General features: G+C 51.1%; 14 protein-coding genes. 12 read left to right on the top strand and 2 right to left on the bottom strand.

The window, feature by feature from the left end; genetic code table 11:
- Positions 1-13: 13 nt before the first annotated feature.
- Both D568_RS0104470 and D568_RS0104475 read right to left on the bottom strand, forming a co-directional pair.
- Positions 14-952, bottom strand: a complete 939-nt coding sequence (locus tag D568_RS0104470; RefSeq protein ID WP_040516055.1) for a response regulator transcription factor — start codon at positions 950-952, stop codon at positions 14-16.
- Positions 939-4,301 (bottom strand): hybrid sensor histidine kinase/response regulator, encoded by a 3,363-nt coding sequence (locus D568_RS0104475; RefSeq protein ID WP_020208380.1) that lies wholly within the window; start codon positions 4,299-4,301, stop codon positions 939-941. The genes D568_RS0104470 and D568_RS0104475 overlap by 14 nt, the downstream gene beginning before the upstream one ends.
- Before the next feature lie 469 nt (positions 4,302-4,770).
- On the opposite strand from D568_RS0104475, the gene urtA reads away from it, so the two are divergent.
- The 12 genes from urtA (at position 4,771) to rhlB (ending at position 18,002) form a co-directional block, all read left to right on the top strand.
- Positions 4,771-5,949: an urea ABC transporter substrate-binding protein gene (gene urtA / locus D568_RS0104480; protein WP_245551606.1), complete on the top strand. Its 1,179-nt coding sequence runs from the start codon at positions 4,771-4,773 to the stop codon at positions 5,947-5,949.
- A gap of 88 nt (positions 5,950-6,037) precedes the next feature.
- Complete coding sequence (urtB, locus tag D568_RS0104485) at positions 6,038-6,964, top strand: urea ABC transporter permease subunit UrtB (RefSeq protein WP_020208382.1); 927 nt, start codon at positions 6,038-6,040, stop codon at positions 6,962-6,964.
- Between the two features lie 12 nt (positions 6,965-6,976).
- On the top strand, positions 6,977-8,134 hold the full coding sequence (gene urtC, locus D568_RS0104490) for an urea ABC transporter permease subunit UrtC (RefSeq protein WP_020208383.1): 1,158 nt from the start codon (positions 6,977-6,979) through the stop codon (positions 8,132-8,134).
- Entirely contained in the window at positions 8,121-8,870 is a 750-nt protein-coding gene (gene urtD, locus D568_RS0104495; protein ID WP_020208384.1) for an urea ABC transporter ATP-binding protein UrtD, read from the top strand. The genes urtC and urtD overlap by 14 nt, the downstream gene beginning before the upstream one ends.
- A 10-nt stretch (positions 8,871-8,880) precedes the next feature.
- On the top strand, positions 8,881-9,570 hold the full coding sequence (gene urtE, locus D568_RS0104500; RefSeq protein ID WP_020208385.1) for an urea ABC transporter ATP-binding subunit UrtE: 690 nt from the start codon (positions 8,881-8,883) through the stop codon (positions 9,568-9,570).
- A 27-nt stretch (positions 9,571-9,597) separates the two neighbouring features.
- A complete protein-coding gene (locus D568_RS0104505; RefSeq protein ID WP_020208386.1) occupies positions 9,598-10,638 on the top strand; it encodes an aliphatic amidase in 1,041 nt (346 codons plus the stop codon).
- A gap of 1 nt (position 10,639) precedes the next feature.
- On the top strand, positions 10,640-11,689 hold the full coding sequence (locus tag D568_RS19275; RefSeq protein ID WP_020208387.1) for an AAA family ATPase: 1,050 nt from the start codon (positions 10,640-10,642) through the stop codon (positions 11,687-11,689).
- A 389-nt stretch (positions 11,690-12,078) separates the two neighbouring features.
- Positions 12,079-13,086, top strand: coding sequence for a formamidase (locus tag D568_RS0104515; protein ID WP_020208388.1), 1,008 nt, complete (start codon positions 12,079-12,081; stop codon positions 13,084-13,086).
- Between the two features lie 159 nt (positions 13,087-13,245).
- Positions 13,246-14,478: a formamidase gene (gene fmdA / locus D568_RS0104520; RefSeq protein WP_020208389.1), complete on the top strand. Its 1,233-nt coding sequence runs from the start codon at positions 13,246-13,248 to the stop codon at positions 14,476-14,478.
- Positions 14,479-14,484: 6 nt separating this feature from the next.
- Complete coding sequence (locus tag D568_RS0104525) at positions 14,485-14,853, top strand: zinc ribbon domain-containing protein (RefSeq protein ID WP_020208390.1); 369 nt, start codon at positions 14,485-14,487, stop codon at positions 14,851-14,853.
- Positions 14,854-15,021: 168 nt separating this feature from the next.
- Positions 15,022-16,275, top strand: coding sequence for an MHYT domain-containing protein (locus D568_RS0104530; RefSeq protein ID WP_020208391.1), 1,254 nt, complete (start codon positions 15,022-15,024; stop codon positions 16,273-16,275).
- An 86-nt stretch (positions 16,276-16,361) separates the two neighbouring features.
- The gene (gene rhlB, locus D568_RS0104535; RefSeq protein ID WP_020208392.1) at positions 16,362-18,002 is read left to right on the top strand and encodes an ATP-dependent RNA helicase RhlB; all 1,641 of its coding nucleotides are present in this window, start codon (positions 16,362-16,364) and stop codon (positions 18,000-18,002) included.
- Positions 18,003-18,044: the final 42 nt, after the last annotated feature.

Genomic DNA, 18,044 nt, shown 5'->3' on the forward strand with positions numbered 1-18,044 from the left:
GGCTGCTGCTATTTTAACCTCGCTCGGCCAGGGCGCGAATGGCCATGGCCGCAGCGGAGGTTCTGTTCTCAACCCCCAGCTTTTTAAAGATCTGCTCCAGGTGTTTGTTCACCGTGCGCGGGCTCATCTCGAGAATTTGCGCAATCTCACGGTTGGTTTTGCCGTTGGCAATCCACAATAGAACATCCGCTTCGCGTTGGGTTACGCTAAATTGCTGTCTCAGTAAATCGGTATGATTTTCAGCGCTGGGCGCGTCGGTAAGCCTGAGCAGGTATTCTTTGTTGTCGACAAAGGTAAGAAATTCCACCGCCAGCGATTCGCTGCTGCTGACCTTTAGTTTATGACCGCTTTGCGGGTTATGCTCAAGCCAGTTGTGCAGTTGCTGCGCTAAAGGTTGTTCGACGTTGGTATCGAGATAGGGCGCCAGTAATTGATGCACCCTTGGGGTGGCCCAAAGAATATCCCCCGCAAGGTTACAGGCAAATAAGTTTTGTCCTGCGGCGTCCAGCGCCTGACGCGCGCTTTGCGTCATGCGCGCGTTGGTTAAATGTACCTGCATACGGGCGATCAGTTCTGCGGCGTTGATGGGTTTGGTAATGTAGTCCACGCCGCCGGATTTCAACCCCATCACCACGTGTTCGGTGTCGGTAAGGCCTGTCATAAAGACAATGGGCACATCAATCAAGCGAGGGTTTTCTTTCAGCGCCCGGCAGGTTTCAAAGCCATCCATGTTGGGCATGATGGCGTCCATCAGAATGATGTCCGGGGTGATGTTTTTGGTGATGGTGATTGCCTGCGATCCCTCAAGGGCAATTAACACGGTCATGTTGGCGTCTTCCAGTACATCGCTGATCATGCGAATGCTGTCGACCGAGTCGTCCACGACGAGTACGACATCCTGTTCGTTTGCTGTTTGTCTATTGTTCGTTTCTCTACTATTAGACGCTTTCATTAGAGGGTTCCTGAAGCAGGGATATCAGTAAATCAAATTGAAAATTATCCACGTGATCCGTGGCTTGTTGGTAAAACGCGCGGCTGCAACGCTGCTCGCTCATTAATTGATTAAGCAGTTTTTTCAAGCCGCGTTTATGACCAATGGCCGCGAGGGATGACAGCTCTTGGCAGGCGGCTTGATCGGGTCGTGTGTTGGCAGCATCGACCGCTTCGGCTCGCGCAGGCTCGCTGGCCGATTTATAGCGCCACTCAAGCTGCAGCAGGTTGCCCACCTTTTCCAGTAAGGTAGAGAGTTTTACCGGTTTAACCACATAGGCGTTATGGTGAGGTGGATCGGGCAGGTCGGGATGGCTTTCGCGTGCATCGGCCGACACCATAACAATGGGGCAATCTATCTCGGCTTGTCTAAGCTGCGCTGCAAGCTCCCAGCCGCTCATGGCAGGCATGGAAATATCCAGCATAATCAAGTCGGGCTGCAGTTGCTGCGCTGTTGCCACACCCTTTAAAGAGTTATCTAAGGTGTTGACGATAAAGCCTAAAGGCGTCAACGCCGCATAAATTAATTCACGATGGCTGGCTTCGTCATCCACCACTAACAGTGATCGAGGTGCTCCTTGGTAGCCTTGAATCTCTCGGTTTGACTGGCGAGGGTAGTGTACCGGAGAGGTGCTTGAAAGCATGAGTGCAAGCTTGAATTCACTGCCCCGGCCTACGCGACTTTGTAGACTTAAATCACCACCCATAATGTCGGTCAGCAAGCGGGTGATAGTGAGGCCAAGCCCGGTGCCCGATGCGGTACTGCCCGGCCTTTTGACGCGCTCAAAAGGTTGAAAGATTCGTTCAATATTTTCTTCAGCGATGCCTTCGCCGGTATCGGTAATGGTAAATTCAGCCACTTGGGAGCGGTAGCGCATTTTAAACGTCACCCGACCTTTGTTGGTGTACTTAATGGCGTTGGACAGCAGGTTGATCAGAATTTGTCGCAACCGTTTTTCGTCGGTTTTGACAAACTCGGGCAGGCCGGTCAGTTGCACAAATTCAAACGCTAAGCCTTTGGCTTCCGCCTGGGGCCGAAACATGTTGGCCAGTTGTTCAATCAGCTCGGGCAGGCGCACCTGTTCGCTGTGTAAATCCAATCGGCCTGCTTCGATTTTCGAAATATCCAGCAGACCTTCAATTAAATCGCCTAAATGTTCACCACTGCGACGAATGACGCCGATGGCGTCGCGTCTGGCAGGGGGAATGTCTTCGGCTTGCTCCAGGAGTTGCGCGTAGCCGAGCACCGCATTCAGTGGCGAGCGCAGTTCGTGGCTGATGCCTGTGAGGTAACGGCTTTTCGCCTGGTTAGCAGCCTCGGCCACTTCTTTGGCGCGCTGCAGTTCACGGTCTGTTTGTTCGTGGGCGAGAATCTCTTCGGTTAACAGGCGTGTTTGCCGTTGCGATTCTTCTTGCGCCACCAGGCGACTTTCGTGCGCTAAAACAAAAAGCCAGCTGACAATGCCGGTAATAATCACCAACAGAAAAAACACTTTCCATAAGGTGGCGGCGGTGTGAGGGGTGGGCTCCTGAAAATAAATAAGTGACAACAACAGCGCAGAAAAGCCGTTAATAACCGTTTGCAAGCCTAAAAAGTGACCTAATCGGGAGTTGATATTAGGCACCAGCCAGACAGGTAAAAAACGTTGTGCTAACTGACGTAATTGATCCCAGTAACCGGCCCCGGGCTTGCAGTAATCGCCACATCTGGCATCCAGTGAGCAACACAGTGAACAGATATTACCGGCGTAAGCCGGGCAATATGTCATATCTTCGCGCTCAAAACGGTGCTCACATATACAGCACTCGACGCACTGATGACCAGTGCTGTCGAATTCGACATCGCTGCTAATAATATCTCGCGCAAGATAAAAGCGCCCCCGAGTCAGCCAGGCAATTAGGGGGGCAACTATCAGCGCAGCCGCCAGAGTAATAAAGTGAGCCAATGCTTGAGACGCTTCTCCGAAGGCGCCTGAGTAGCACACCATTCCCACAATGGCGGCAATAATCATCGCGCCGCAGCCTACCGGATTAATGTCGTATAAATGAGAGCGTTTAAATTCGATGTGTTTGGGGGAAAAACCCAGAGGTTTGTTGATCACCAGATCGGCCACAATACTGCCCACCCAGGCAATGGCGACAATAGCGTAAAAGCCTAAAGTTTGTTCAAGCGCCTGATAAACGCCGAGCTCCATTAACAGCAATGCGATACCAACATTAAATACCAGCCACACCACGCGCCCGGGGTGAGAGTGTGTCAGGCGGGAAAAAAAGTTAGACCAGGCAATAGACCCAGCATACGCATTGGTGACGTTAATTTTTAGCTGACACAAGACAACAAAAATACCGGCAATGGCCAGTGCTACTTCCGGGGTTTGGGTAATGTAGCTGAACGCCACCATGTACATTTGCGTCGGGTCGGCGGCATCCTCCAGGCCTATGCCGTGTTTTAGGGCAAGCACGGCCAGAAACGAGCCCGCCAACATTTTTATCACACCCACTACAATCCAGCCCGGGCCGGCAGCCATGGTACAAACCCACCAGCGTTTTTTATTGTTGGCCTTAGGCTCAGGAATAAAGCGCAGAAAATCTACTTGTTCACCAATTTGTGCAATCAGGGCAAACATAACCGCAGCCGCAGCGCCAAATAGCACCAGATCAAAATGCCCGTCGCTTTGTAGCGGGCTGGTAAAGGCTGTCCAGTCAGTCACCGCACTGGCGTCGGCATAAATAATAAAAGCGAAGGGCGCTAATTGCAGTACCAGCCAAATCGGCTGGCTCCAGACCTGAAACCGGCTGATAAACGTTATGCCGTACACCACCAAAGGAATAACCAGCGCGGCACTGATTAAGTAACCGATGGCCAGGGGAATGTTAAAAAGCAGCTCTAATGCCATGGCCATAATGGCGGCTTCAAGTGCAAAAAAAATAAACGTAAACGAGGCGTAAATTAAAGAGGTGATTGTGGAACCAATGTAGCCAAAGCCAGCGCCGCGGGTTAACAGGTCGATGTCTACACCATAGCGAGCCGCGTAATAACTAATAGGAATGCCGGTTAAAAAGATTAACAGTCCAACTGCAAAAATTGCCGCCAGAGCATTCACAAAGCCGTAATGCAGGGTAACCGTTGCACCAATGGCTTCCAGCGCTAAAAAAGAAATTGCCCCTAAAGCGGTGAGAGCAACTCGGGTCGCGCTCCAGCGGCGTGCACTTTTGGCTGTAAAGCGCAGGGCGTAGTCTTCCAGCGTTTGGTTGGCTACCCAAAGGTTATAGTTGCGTCTAACGCGGAAAATATGTTGCTTTGCGGTCATTCTTTGCTCAGTTAACGGTCAGTCGATTCATGAGTCCGGCGGATACGGTGTGTGCTTGTGCGTGCACTTGGTGCGATGCACTTCGCAAGGGTTCTTTTTTGGTGCACCCAATTTCATCCGCAAGGCTCAGCACGCAGGCGCATCCTAGTGAAGCGACTATCCGTGTGGCAACGTGAGTTGTCTTATCAAAAGCTGTACCAGTTTAGGTGCCTGTTGATGAGCGCGCGCAACCCTATGCTTTTGCGACTTTCACGCGTATGGGGTAAATGACGTATGCCCATGGTGCGATTGGCGAATAGGCCCCGAGGTCGATCTTCCTGAGAATGGATAGCGAGACACAGGTTGTCTGAATCTGCTAATCACACGAGGAAAGATCATGGCTACGATGAAACATGCAAGCCAAAGCGGCTTGGGGGGCAAGTTGCCGGGGTTAATGAAAACCCTGGCTGGCGCTGTGGCTGGCGCGACTATGGCGCTGTCTGCTGTTGTCAGCGCAGCACCGGCAACGTCTGAAGTTAATACCACAGGTTTGGCGGTGACTGATGACACGGTAACTGTGGGTATCCTGCACTCGGTGACCGGGACAATGGCCATCAGTGAGACAGGTTCGGTACAGGCAGAAAAGCTGGCGATTGAACAAATCAATGCCATGGGTGGTGTGTTAGGTCGCAAGATCGAGTACATCCAGGAAGATGGTGCCAGTGACTGGCCGACCTTTGCGGAAAAATCACGCAAGTTGTTGGTAAACGACAAAGTCGCCAGCGTATTTGGTTGCTGGACTTCCGCTTCGCGTAAAGCGGTATTGCCTGTGTTTGAGCAGTACAACGGCATGCTGTATTACCCCACCTTCTACGAAGGTCTGGAGCAATCTCCTAACGTTATCTATACCGGTCAGGAAGCCACGCAACAAATTTTGGCGGGTATTGATTGGGTCGTTAAAGAAAAAGGGGCCAAAACATTCTACCTGTTGGGTTCTGATTACATTTGGCCGCGTACCTCCAACAAAATCGCGCGTAAGCACATCGACAAGCTGGGCTTAAAAGTGGTGGGTGAGGAGTACTATCCGCTGGGTCACACTCAGTTCAACTCTGTGATCAACAAAATCAAGCTGAAAAAGCCTGACGTTATCTTCGCTTCTGTTGTGGGCGGCTCAAACGTGGCCTTCTATAAGCAGTTGAAAGCGGCCGGTATTGATATGACCGATGAAAAACCGCTGGTGTTGACCATCTCCGTAACCGAGGACGAAATTCTGGGTATCGGTGGTGAAAACATTGAAGGTGCTTACGCTTCTATGAAGTACTTCCAAAGCCTGCCCAATGACAACAACGCGGCGTTCGTAAAAGCGTTTAAAGAGCGCTGGGGCGACGACATCGTGATCGGTGACGTAACTCAGGCGGCTTATCTTGGCCCTTGGTTGTGGAAAGCGGCGGTGGAAAAAGCGGGCTCTTTCGATGTGGATAAAGTGCGCGCAGCTTCTCCAGGCATCGAGCTGACCACTGCACCGGAAGGTTACGTGAAAATTCACCCTAACCATCACCTGTGGTCCAAGACTCGCATCGGTAACGCTAAAACCGATGGTCAATATGAAATTGTGTACGAGACCGACGAGCTGATCGAACCCGATCCGTTCCCCGAAGGTTATCAATAAGCAGCCTTCTTCTACCCGCCGGATTCTCCGGCGGGTATTTTCCCGATTCATAGGGGTTCGTTAGATTTTTGAGCACGAGGATTGAGCGATGTTCGCCGATTATTCCACCTCTGAGTTAATGTCAATTTTTGCCATGCAAGGCTTTGCCGGACTGATTTTGTTCTCGGTATTTGTGTTGATGGCATTGGGGCTGGCCATTATTTTTGGTCAGATGGGTGTTATCAATATGGCGCACGGCGAATTTATGATTCTCGGCGCGTACATTACTTACCTAACGTCAAACGTGTTTGCCGATTATATGCCCGCACTGTTTGGCTCTTACTTTTTTGTCGCCATGATATTGGCCTTTATTGCCGCCGGTGCCCTTGGGATGCTGGTCGAATGGGCAATGATTCGCCACCTCTATCACCGTCCGTTGGATACCTTGCTGGCTACCTGGGGTTTAAGCCTGATCTTGCAGCAGTTGTATCGCACCATTTTTGGCGCCCGTGAAGTGGGGGTTAGCTTGCCGGACTGGTTGATGGGTTCTATTCAGCTCACCGACATTGTGGAAGTACCCATCAACGGTATTTTTGTAATGACCTTGGCCATTGGTATTTCAGTAGGTATTGCCGCGCTGATGTACAAATCTCGCTGGGGTATTCAAGTGCGCTCGGTGGTGCAAAACCGTCCTATGGCAGGTGCTGTGGGTATTAATACCGCGAAAGTTGACCGTCTGACCTTTGGTTTAGGGTGCGGTATTGCCGGTGTCGCCGGTAGCGCCTTCACCATGATTGGCTCAACGGGTCCGACCTCGGGTCAGCTGTACATTGTTGATACGTTCTTAGTCGTTGTCTTTGGTGGTGCCACCAGTCTGTTGGGTACTATCGCCTCGGCGTTTACGATTTCTCAGGCCCAATCCACGATGGAATTTTTCTTAAGTGGTTCTATGGCCAAAGTTCTTACGCTGCTGTTTGTGGTGTTTATTCTGATGCTGCGTCCGCAGGGTCTGTTCTCGCTGAAAATGCGTAAGTAGGAGGAGCTTATTATGTCTTATGAAGGCTTGCGTTCGCTGTTGCCAAAAAGTGACCTCCTCGGCTTTGCTGTGCTTGCACTGCTGTTGGTGGTGGTACTGCCGTTGAGTTTGGATATTTTCCGTCTCAATTTGATAGGTAAATATTTAACCTACGCGTTTGTCGCGCTGGGCCTGGTGTTGTGCTGGGGCTATGGCGGTATTTTGAGTTTGGGGCAGGGCGTGTTCTTTGGTCTTGGCGGTTACGCCATGGCGATGTTTTTAAAGCTTGAAGCATCGTCACCGGAAAACACCGCCATTCAATCCACCCCGGGTATTCCCGATTTTATGGACTGGAACCAGCTCACCGAGCTGCCCTGGTTCTGGGAGCCCTTCCACAGTCTTGGCTTTACCATTCTCGCGATTGTGCTGGTGCCAAGTATCTTTGCGTACATTATTGGCGTTGCCATGTTCAAGCGCCGTGTGGGCGGGGTGTACTTTGCGATCATCACCCAGGCCGTGGCCGCTATTCTGACTATTTTGATTATTGGTCAGCAGGGCTACACCGGTGGTGTAAACGGCATTACCGATCTGCGCACCTTGAAGGGTTGGGACATCCGTACCGACGAAGCTAAATACGTCTTTTACTTTCTGTGTGTGTTTATGTTGTTTGTCTGCCTGCTTATTGCGCAGTTTGTGCGCAAAAGCAAACTGGGCCGACTGCTGGTGGCCATGCGTGAAATGGAAGACCGTGTTCGTTTCTCGGGCTACGACGTGTCCAACTTTAAAATCTTTGTGTTTTGCCTGGGCTCAGCGTTTGCCGCTATTGGCGGTGCCATGTTCACACTGCAGGTTGGCTTTATGTCGCCTACGTTTGTCGGCATTGTGCCCTCCATTGAAATGGTGATTTTCTGCGCCGTAGGCGGCCGCTTGTCTATTCTCGGTGCGGTGTATGGCACCTTGGTGGTCAACTGGGCAAAAACGACCTTTTCTGAAAGTTTTCCCGAGCTGTGGTTGTTTGCCATGGGCGCGCTGTTTATCGCCGTGGTGATGGCCTTCCCGAACGGTTTGGCAGGCTTGTACAACAAGTACGCGGCCCCTCATATCGAAAAGCTACTGGGTAAGGTAACCGGTAAGTCGAACAACGCAAAAGCAACTGTTGGAACCCAGGGGGTGGCTCATGAGCGCCAGTAATACAGACTTTGTTTTGGCGGTTGAAGGGTTAACCGTCTCCTTTGATGGTTTTAAAGCGGTTAACGATTTGAGCTTTTACGTGGATAAAGATGAGATTCGCGTGATTGTCGGCCCCAATGGGGCCGGGAAAACCACGGTACTGGATTTGATTTGCGGTCGCACTAAATCCACGGAAGGTTCGATTAAGTTCCGCAACAAAGAGCTGACCAAAATGAAAGAGCACCAGATTGTTCGTGCCGGGGTGGGGCGTAAGTTTCAAACGCCTTCTATTTACGGTGACCTGACGGTGTTTGAAAATTTGGAAATTTCTTTTCCTCGCGGCCGCTCGGTGTTTGGTGCGTTGGCGTTTAAGCGTGATGCCGAGGTGCTTAACCGAGTGAACGAAATTGCCGACATGATCTTTTTGAGCGAGCTGTTGGAGTCGCGTGCCGATTTGCTCAGTCACGGCCAAAAGCAGTGGTTGGAAATTGGCATGCTGCTGATTCAAGACCCGGAACTTTTGATGCTGGACGAGCCTGTTGCAGGCATGTCGGTATCAGAGCGCCGCCAAACCGCTGAGCTGTTGCGTCGTATCACCAAAGACCGTTCGGTGATTGTGATCGAGCATGACATGCAGTTTGTGGCGGAAATCGCCGATAAAGTCACAGTGTTGCACCAGGGGAAAATTCTCGCCGAAGGCTCTGCCGAAGAGGTGAAAGCCGACCCTAAAGTGATTGAAGTTTATTTGGGCCATTAAGGAGCATCCAATGTTAAATGTATCCGACTATCGTGTCAGTTATGGCCAGAGTGAAATCATTCACGGTATGAACTTTGAGGTTAAACCCAATGAAATTGTCGCCATTATGGGGCGCAATGGCATGGGTAAAACCACCTTAATGAAATCGCTGATGGGGGTTATTCCCTCTCAGGGCGGTAGCGTGACCCTCGAAGGCAAAGAAGTCTCGTCGATGAAAAGCTATCAGCGTGTGGGGGCGGGTTTTGGCTTTGTGCCCCAGGGGCGGATGATCTTTTCCAGCATGACGGTAAAAGAAAATATCGAAACGGGTTTAACCACCACCAACAAGCGCAGCGTGCCCCGTGATTTGTACGATCTGTTTCCGGTGCTGTTGGAAATGCGCAACCGTCGCGGCGGTAACCTGTCTGGTGGTCAGCAGCAACAGTTAGCCATCGCCCGCGCGCTGGCGAGTAACCCGAAAATGCTGCTGCTGGATGAACCTACCGAAGGTATTCAGCCATCCATTATTCGCGATATGGCGAAAACATTGAAGGAGATTCGCGATCAGCGCGGCTTATCCATTGTGGTATCCGAGCAGGTATTGAGCTTTGCACTGGATATCGCCGATCGGATTTTGGTGATCGAAAAAGGAGAGATCGTTCACGAGGAGCTTAGGGAGAACGTCGATGAGGCAAAAGTCGCCTCTTATCTTTCTGTTTAATCGTTCGAATTACGCTGGAGTTTAGTTATGCGTCACGGTGATATTTCAAGCTCACCCGATACCGTTGGTGTTGCGGTGGTAAATTACAAAATGCCACGCCTGCACACCAAAGCCGAAGTGCTGGACAATGCCCGTAACATTGCCGATATGATTATCGGCATGAAAAAGGGCTTGCCCGGCATGGACTTGGTGGTGTTCCCCGAGTACAGCACCATGGGCATTATGTACGACAACGATGAAATGATGGCAACAGCGGCTACCATTCCCGGTGCCGAAACCGAAATATTTTCGGCGGCCTGCCGCGAGGCCGATACCTGGGGGGTGTTTTCCCTAACGGGGGAACAGCATGAAGACCACCCCAACAAAGCGCCTTACAACACCCTGGTGTTAATCAACAATAAAGGCGAGATTGTCCAAAAGTACCGCAAGTGTATTCCCTGGTGCCCCATTGAAGGTTGGTACCCCGGTGATAAAACCTATGTCACCGAGGGGCCCAAGGGCATGAAAATCAGTTTGATTATCTGCGACGACGGCAACTACCCCGAAATTTGGCGCGACTGTGCCATGAAAGGGGCCGAGTTAATTGTGCGTTGCCAGGGCTACATGTATCCGGCGAAAGAGCAGCAAATTATGATGGCCAAATCCATGGCCTGGGCCAACAACTGCTATGTGGCGGTGGCAAACGCTTCGGGCTTTGACGGTGTTTATTCATACTTTGGCCACTCCGCCGTGATTGGTTTTGATGGCCGTACCCTGGGCGAGTGTGGCGAAGAAGATATGGGCGTGCAGTATGCGCAGTTATCGGTATCGCAAATTCGTGATGCGCGCAAAAACGACCAATCGCAGAACCATCTGTTCAAGCTGTTGCACCGTGGTTACAGTGGTGTGCACGCTTCGGGCGATGGCGACAAGGGTATTGCCGATTGCCCCTTTGATTTTTATCGCTCGTGGGTGATGGACGCTGAAAAAACTCAGCGGGACGTCGAGGCATTGACCCGAGATACGATTGGCGTTGCCGATTGCCCGGTTGGTAATTTACCCGTAGGCGAAAAAGAAAAGTCGGTTTAACGTGGTTTTTATTAACGATTTGCTGGAGGAGAATCAACGCCAGCGTAGTGAATCTAGCCACGCTGCCACAGCTTACTCCAGCCGCTTTCGCTTTGACTTGCAGGCAGGGTGTGATCATTTGCGGCGGCATTTAATTGGGCAGGATCAGGTTTGCCAAACACTTTGTGACGCGTTAGCGGTTATCAAAGCAGACATCGCTGACAGTGAGCGACCCTTGTGGTCAGCGCTGTTGGCGGGGCCAACCGGGGTGGGAAAAACCTCCAGTGTCAAACTCATGGCTGAGGTGTTAACCGGTTCGGCCGATGCCTATTGCCGCGTTGATATGAACACCTTGTCACAATCTCATTATGCTGCGGCCATATCAGGCGCACCGCCTGGTTATGTCGGCAGTAAAGAAGGGGTTAGCCTGTTTGATGAAACCCTGATTAAAGGCGATTTTAGTACCCCGGGAATTGTTTTATTTGATGAGATTGAAAAAGCCAGTGATGAGGTTATTTGGGCCTTATTAAATGTGCTGGAAGAAGGCAAGCTGACCCTGACTGGCTCTGGTAAAACGTTGGATTTTCGCAACAGCCTGATTTTTTTTACCACGAATCTAGGCAGCCGGAGCCAAGACTGCAAAAAAGGGTGGCGCGAACGTTTGCGGCTTCAAAAGCTCACTGCTGAAAACACGGTTAAAGCGGCGTTGGACGCTTTCTTTGCCCCGGAGTTTTTTAATCGGCTGGACGCTGTTCTGGTGTACGAGCAGCTTTCCCTGAAGTCCGCTGAGGATATTTTCTCTTTGGCGTTGTCTGCTTTAAATCATAGATTGAGAAAGAAGTCGGTCACTCTTACCCTCAGCACAGAAGTCGTCAATGAGATTCTCCGCAGAGGTTTTGATCAGCGTTACGGGGCGAGGGCTGTGCGCAGGGTATTGCGAGACTGCGTGGAAACGCCTTTGGCTAAGTTTTTGCTGACCGGCTCGGTATCCAAACCTGAACACAGTGCCTTCATAAGCATTCATGGAGAATTGCACGCAGGGGCTGTTGTGTTTTCTCAACGTAGCACTTAGTGAGTGTATTTTATTTAATAATGGGGCTCTGCCTGTTGTAGGCACACGGGCCCCAGGTTTTTCTATTCTGAATGAACCGCCCCTTGCGGTGGATAAGTCTCTTTTATTCTCCTGTGCGAAACCTTCGATCTTTGTCGAGGTGATTAGTATCCCTCCTGCAGTACAGTCTCTGTGTAGCTCCCTGTTGCAGAGTCATTTTTTTCTGGGGCCGTAAAGAATCATTGCTGAACATATATTTACTGGTTTTCTTTTGCTGATTTTACGTTAAAGCCGATTTATAGAAGCCGCGCCATGTATACGTCATTTAACGAATATATGTAATGTTATAACGTTGCGATAATAAGTTGTGTCTGCAGACAGCTCATTTACATTCATACTGGAGTTTTAATATGGCTAGTACAGGTAGCGTCAGCGCTTGGGACGAAGCGCTTTTAGTGGCAATGATTCAATATCCGGTTCCAGTTATTAAAGGGCCTGAAGACATCCAGGTGCAGGTGGATCAAATTTGCAAGGCTCTAGCTTCTACAAAAGCCGGTTACCCGGATCTTGACCTGATCGTATTTCCCGAATATTCAACACAGGGCTTAAACACGGCAATCTGGACCTATGATGAAATGCTGTTGACGATCGACAGCCCAGAGATTGATCAGTTTAAGCAGGCTTGTGTGGACAATGATGTATGGGCCGTTTTTTCGTTAATGGAGAAAAATGAAGACCCATCCAAGCCTCCCTACAACACAGCAATTATTGTTAACAATAAGGGCGAAATTGCACTGCACTATCGCAAGTTGCAGCCGTGGGTGCCGATTGAGCCCTGGTCGCCGGGGAATTACGGCATGCCAGTTTGTGATGGGCCTAAGGGTTCAAAACTCGCCGTTTGCATTTGTCATGATGGCATGTTCCCCGAGCTGGCCCGCGAAGCGGCCTACAAGGGTGCTAATGTCTATATTCGTATTTCCGGTTATTCGACCCAGGTAAACGATCAGTGGATATGGACCAACCGTACTAATGCCTGGCAAAACTTGATGTACACAATTTCAGTTAATTTGGCCGGTTACGACGGTGTTTTCTACTACTTCGGCGAAGGTACGGTATGCAATTACGATGGTAACGTCGTACAGCAGGGCCACAGGAACCCCTGGGAGATCGTGACAGCCGAGCTATTCCCGAAACTGGTGGACAAGGCTCGAGAAAACTGGGCGCTGGAGAATAATATTTTTAATCTTGGTTGTCGTGCCTACGTCGGTCAGCCCGGTGGCAGCAAAGAAAACTACCTGACGTGGGTTAAAGACCTGGCCGAGGGTAATTACAAGTTGCCCTGGGACGACAAGATTAAGGTTCGCGACGGCTGGAAGTATTACCCCGATGGCGTAAAACTGGGGCCGATGCCCAAATAATCGACGGTTTTTCTTTAAACGCATCTCGCTTGCTGCCACTTGCTTACGTCAAATGACGTAGGCAAGTGGTGCTATTAACGAATGTTTGTCTCTCTCGGTTTCATCGATACTGACGGCGTTGTTTACCTGAACAAGATGAGTCCCCGAGGAGTTAGCGTTATGGCAGAAACCATTGTAAAAATCGACTTGAATAAGTCGCCCTATGAAAACGATATGATCCACAACCGCTGGCATCCGGATATCCCTATGGTTGCCACCGTTAAGCCCGGCGATGACTTCATTATGGAGTGCTATGACTGGACCGGTGGACAAATTGAAAACAATGATAGCGCTGACGATGTGCGCGACGTGGATTTAACTCAGGTTCACTTTTTATCAGGTCCTGTCGGTGTAGAAGGGGCTGAGCCAGGCGATTTGCTGGTGGTGGATATTTTGGATATCGGCGCCTTTGACGAAAGCCAGTGGGGCTTTAATGGTTTCTTTTCCAAGCAAAATGGCGGCGGTTTTTTAACCGAACACTTCCCCGAAGCACAAAAATCTATCTGGGATTTCAACGGTATGTTTACCAAATCCCGTCATATTCCCGGGGTGGAATTTGCGGGCATGATTCATCCTGGCTTGATCGGCTGTTTGCCTTCTAAAGAGATGCTGGATACCTGGAACAAACGTGAAAAAGGCCTCTACGACACCGAGCCGGATCGCGTTCCCGCATTAGCGACCTTACCCTATGCCGATACCGCGCACATGGGGCGTTTAAGCGGTGATGCGGCTAAAGAGGCTGCCGCTGAAGGCGCTCGTACTGTGCCACCCCGTGAGCATGGCGGTAACTGCGACATTAAAGATTTGTCGCGCGGCTCGAAAATCTACTTTCCTGTGTACGTTGAAGGCGGCGGCCTGAGTGTGGGTGATTTGCACTTCAGCCAGGGCGACGGTGAGATCACCTTCTGCGGTGCTATTGAAATGGCCGGCTGGATTCACCTGCGAGTGAACCTGGTGAAAGGCGGCATGGAAAAGTACGGCGTTAAGAACCCGATATTCAAGCCCAGCCCAATCACACCTAAGTATAACGACTACATTATTTTTGAAGGTATCTCGGTGGATGAGTACGGTGAGCAGCACTATCTGGATGTGCACGTTGCTTACCGTCAGGCATGTCTGAACGCTATCGAATTCTTAACCAAGTTTGGCTACAGCAAAGCACAAAGCTACGCTATTTTAGGTTGTGCGCCGGTACAGGGGCATATCAGCGGGGTGGTGGATATCCCCAATGCCTGTGCCACTTTGTGGTTGCCGAACGAAATATTTGATATCGACCTCAACCCAACCGCTGAAGGCCCAACCGTAAAAGTTGAGAACACAGTGGATATTCCTAAATCACCCGATAAGGAGTAATAGCTGATGCCGGTTTACGATTATCGCTGTAAAGACCACGGCGTATTCAGTGATCTGGCCACCATGGACAAGAGCGCGGAACCCGCGCCTTGCCCAGTGTGCGCTGAGAGCTGTGCCCGGGTAATTATGGTGTCGCCCCAGTTACTGGATATGGCACCTGCTAACCGTGAAGCTCATGCGCGCAATGAAAAGTCACGCGATAAGCCGACCTTTTCAACGCCCGAGTCTCGGGCAGAGCAGCTGGCACGACGTGAACATAAACACGGCAAAGGCTGTGGCTGCGGTGAAAAGCCCATCCGCCAGTCGCACGTGATCTATACCGCGGATGGCTCTAAAGTGTTTCCATCCGCCAGACCGTGGATGATCAGCCATTAAAAGTTGCTGAACGACGGATTCCGTTTGTTTGAGGGTTTGGGGGCTGCGGCCCCCCTTTTTTTGTCTGTAGCGGAAAAGTTTACATTTATTTACTGTCTGAGAGGGCTTTCTGTCACCATTTTGGCGTATAGAATTATATTCCATTTATCCCTAGAAAACGGAGTATTCATGTCGGGTAGTTATAACCTGTCGTTGGTGTTCGCCTCTTATTGCGTGGCAGTTATCGCTGCCTACAGCGCCATCTATTTTGGTACTCGCTTGTTCTCAATTACCGGGCCAGCCCGTAAATTCTGGCTATGGGTAGGGGCTGTGTGCCTTGGTACCGGTATTTGGTCGATGCACTTTGTAGGCATGAGTGCCTATACCATGCCAATGAATATGGAGATGAGTTTCAGTCTGCCTCTTACCATTGCCTCCTGGATTCCGGCTGTATTGGCCTCGGCATTAGCGTTAACCGTCATTACACGAACTACAGTGAAGGCGCTGAGTATTATTGCCAGTGCCATCATTATGGGGGCGGGTATTTCAGCGATGCATTACGGCGGTATGTACGCGATGCAGATGACTCCGGCCATTCAGTACGATCCACTGATTGTAGCGGTGTCGGTGTTGATTGCGGTGGTGGCTTCGGGCGCAGCACTGGTGATTTGCCGCCAGGTACGGGTGGTGCCAGCCAAATACGCTTTAGTGACTAAAACGGCTGCGGCTTTAGTCATGGGGGCTGCGATTTGTGGCATGCATTACACTGGAATGGCAGCCGCCAGTTATCCCATGGGCGCAGAAATGGCCGAAGCTAATATGTTGCGGGGGCAATGGATGGGTATTCCTACCGCCATTGTGGCCAGCGTGTTTCTATTGGTGGCTTTGGTAGTGGCGTATCAAGACTTTCGCCTGGCCGAGCGTGAACGTCATGAACACACAGAAAAGCAGCAGCAAATTCACAGCGCTGCTTTTAAAGATGCCGTTACCGGCCTGGGTAATCGCAGCGAATTCGAGCGGAAATTAATGCAGCGAATTGCAGGCGGTTCAAGCAGTCGATTTACGCTGGTGAATATTGAGTTGGTACAGTTTCGTGAGTTACAGAATATAGAAGGCGAAAACGGTGCAGACGATTTTATGCGTCATGTTGCTTCGGTGCTGCAGGCTCACTTAGCGGGAGCCTCCATACTGGCGCGTTACTCGAGCAGCAGTTTTATAGCCTTGTTGGAGCCGCATACGGCCGCTCAGCTTGAAGCCTTGGCGAGCGCTATCCGCCATGACTTAGAAGGGGGGCAGCATACCCAACGCTTTGGTAAATGGCGTATGGGGTTCAGCCATTATCCTGCTACGGCCAGCAATAGTCGGCTGTTGGTACGCGAAGCGCAGCGGGCCAAATACAGCTTTGATTACAGCGCCGACACGGCTCCTGCTGAGATGGCCTGACACACAGTGGCAGGTATAATCGTGTATACTCCGCCCACATTTTAGTCAACAGGTGTTAGGTTTTGATCACAAAGCTGTTTAAGAAGATGGTGGGCGGGAGCAGCGACCCCACTGCGCAAGAATCGGATGACAACTCTTCGTCTCGTTCGGCCACAAAAACCTCTCGGGGCCAGGCTAATCAGTCACAAAAGGGCCGTGCGGGTAAAGGCGACAACAAAGCAAAGGGTAAAAACGCGCGCAGCGATAAAGAGAAAGCCGCTAAGCCGAATAAAGGCAAGGGGCGCAGTGGCAAAAAAAGATCCGATTCGTCTGATGCGGTTACCACCGGCCATGCTGGTGCTGACCCATCTCAGCTGAACCAGCCTAACAACAAAAAGCCCAATAAAGGCAAAAAGCACAAACCGAAAAAGCGTCAGCCTAAACCCCAGTGGGATATCAGTGAGTTTCCTGTGCCAGAGGTGGAGGGGAAAACCCGCTTTCATGATCTGTCGCTTGAAAATGACCTGATGCACGCCATTGCGGACTGCGGCTTTGAATACTGCTCGCCGATTCAAGCTCAGTCATTGCCTTACGCCCTGACAGGTCGTGACGTGGTGGGTAAAGCGCAAACCGGTACGGGCAAAACCGCTGCCTTCTTAACCGCTATCATCGACGACTTGCTAAAGCATCAATTAACCGAAGAGCGGTTTGCCGGTGAGGCGCGTGCGCTGATCATTGCGCCAACGCGCGAGCTGGTGATGCAGATTGCGGATGATGCCAAGGCGCTGTGTAAACACACAGAATTGGAAATTCATACCCTGGTTGGGGGCATGGATTACAGCAAGCAGCAACGTCGCTTGCACAACACATTAGTGGATATTCTGGTGGCCACTCCCGGTCGTCTGCTGGATTTTTGTCGCAACAAAGATGTGTATCTGGATCAGCTGGAAGTGCTGGTTATCGATGAAGCGGACCGTATGCTGGATATGGGGTTTATTCCCCAGGTGCGTCAAATCGTGCGTCAGACCCCGCGCCGCGAAGATCGTCAGACCCTGTTCTTTTCCGCCACCTTTACCGACGAAGTACACCGTTTGGTTGAGCAGTGGACCAATAATCCGGTCACGGTTGAAATCGCCCCGGAAAGTGTAGCGACCGACACCGTTGAGCAACATGTGTACCTCGCCAGCACCGAAGAAAAGTACACCTTGCTGTACAACCTGATTCAGGATGCCGAAGTCGAAAGCATGATTGTGTTTGCCAACCGCCGCGATGAGTGCCGCCGTTTGGAAGACAAACTGCAGCGCCACGGCATTCGGGTCGGCCTGCTTTCGGGTGAAATCGCGCAGAACAAGCGTGTCTCTACTCTTAAAGCTTTTAAAGAAGGCGACCTGAAAGTATTGGTAGCCACCGATGTGGCTGGTCGGGGTATTCACATTGATGGCATCAGCCATGTGGTTAACTTTACCCTGCCCGAAGAGCCCGAAGATTACGTGCACCGCATCGGCCGCACTGGCAGGGCGGGTAGATCGGGTACCTCCATCAGCTTTGCCTGTGAAGACGACGCTTTCCGTTTAATGCCAATTGAAGAGTTATTGGGCCAGCCGCTGCGTTGCGAGCAACCGCCGCAGGATTTGCTGTTAGAAACGCCGCCCATGGCACCGGCTAAACCGAAACCCCGTGGCGACAATAACAACCGCCGCGGCGGGCGAGGCAGAGCCAATCAGCGTTCGGGGCAACGTCGGTCTTAACGAATCTTTCTTTGCAAGGGCGGCGGCTGCGCCGTGCGCCCT

Source organism: Gilvimarinus chinensis DSM 19667 (assembly GCF_000377745.1).
Lineage (GTDB): Bacteria > Pseudomonadota > Gammaproteobacteria > Pseudomonadales > Cellvibrionaceae > Gilvimarinus > Gilvimarinus chinensis.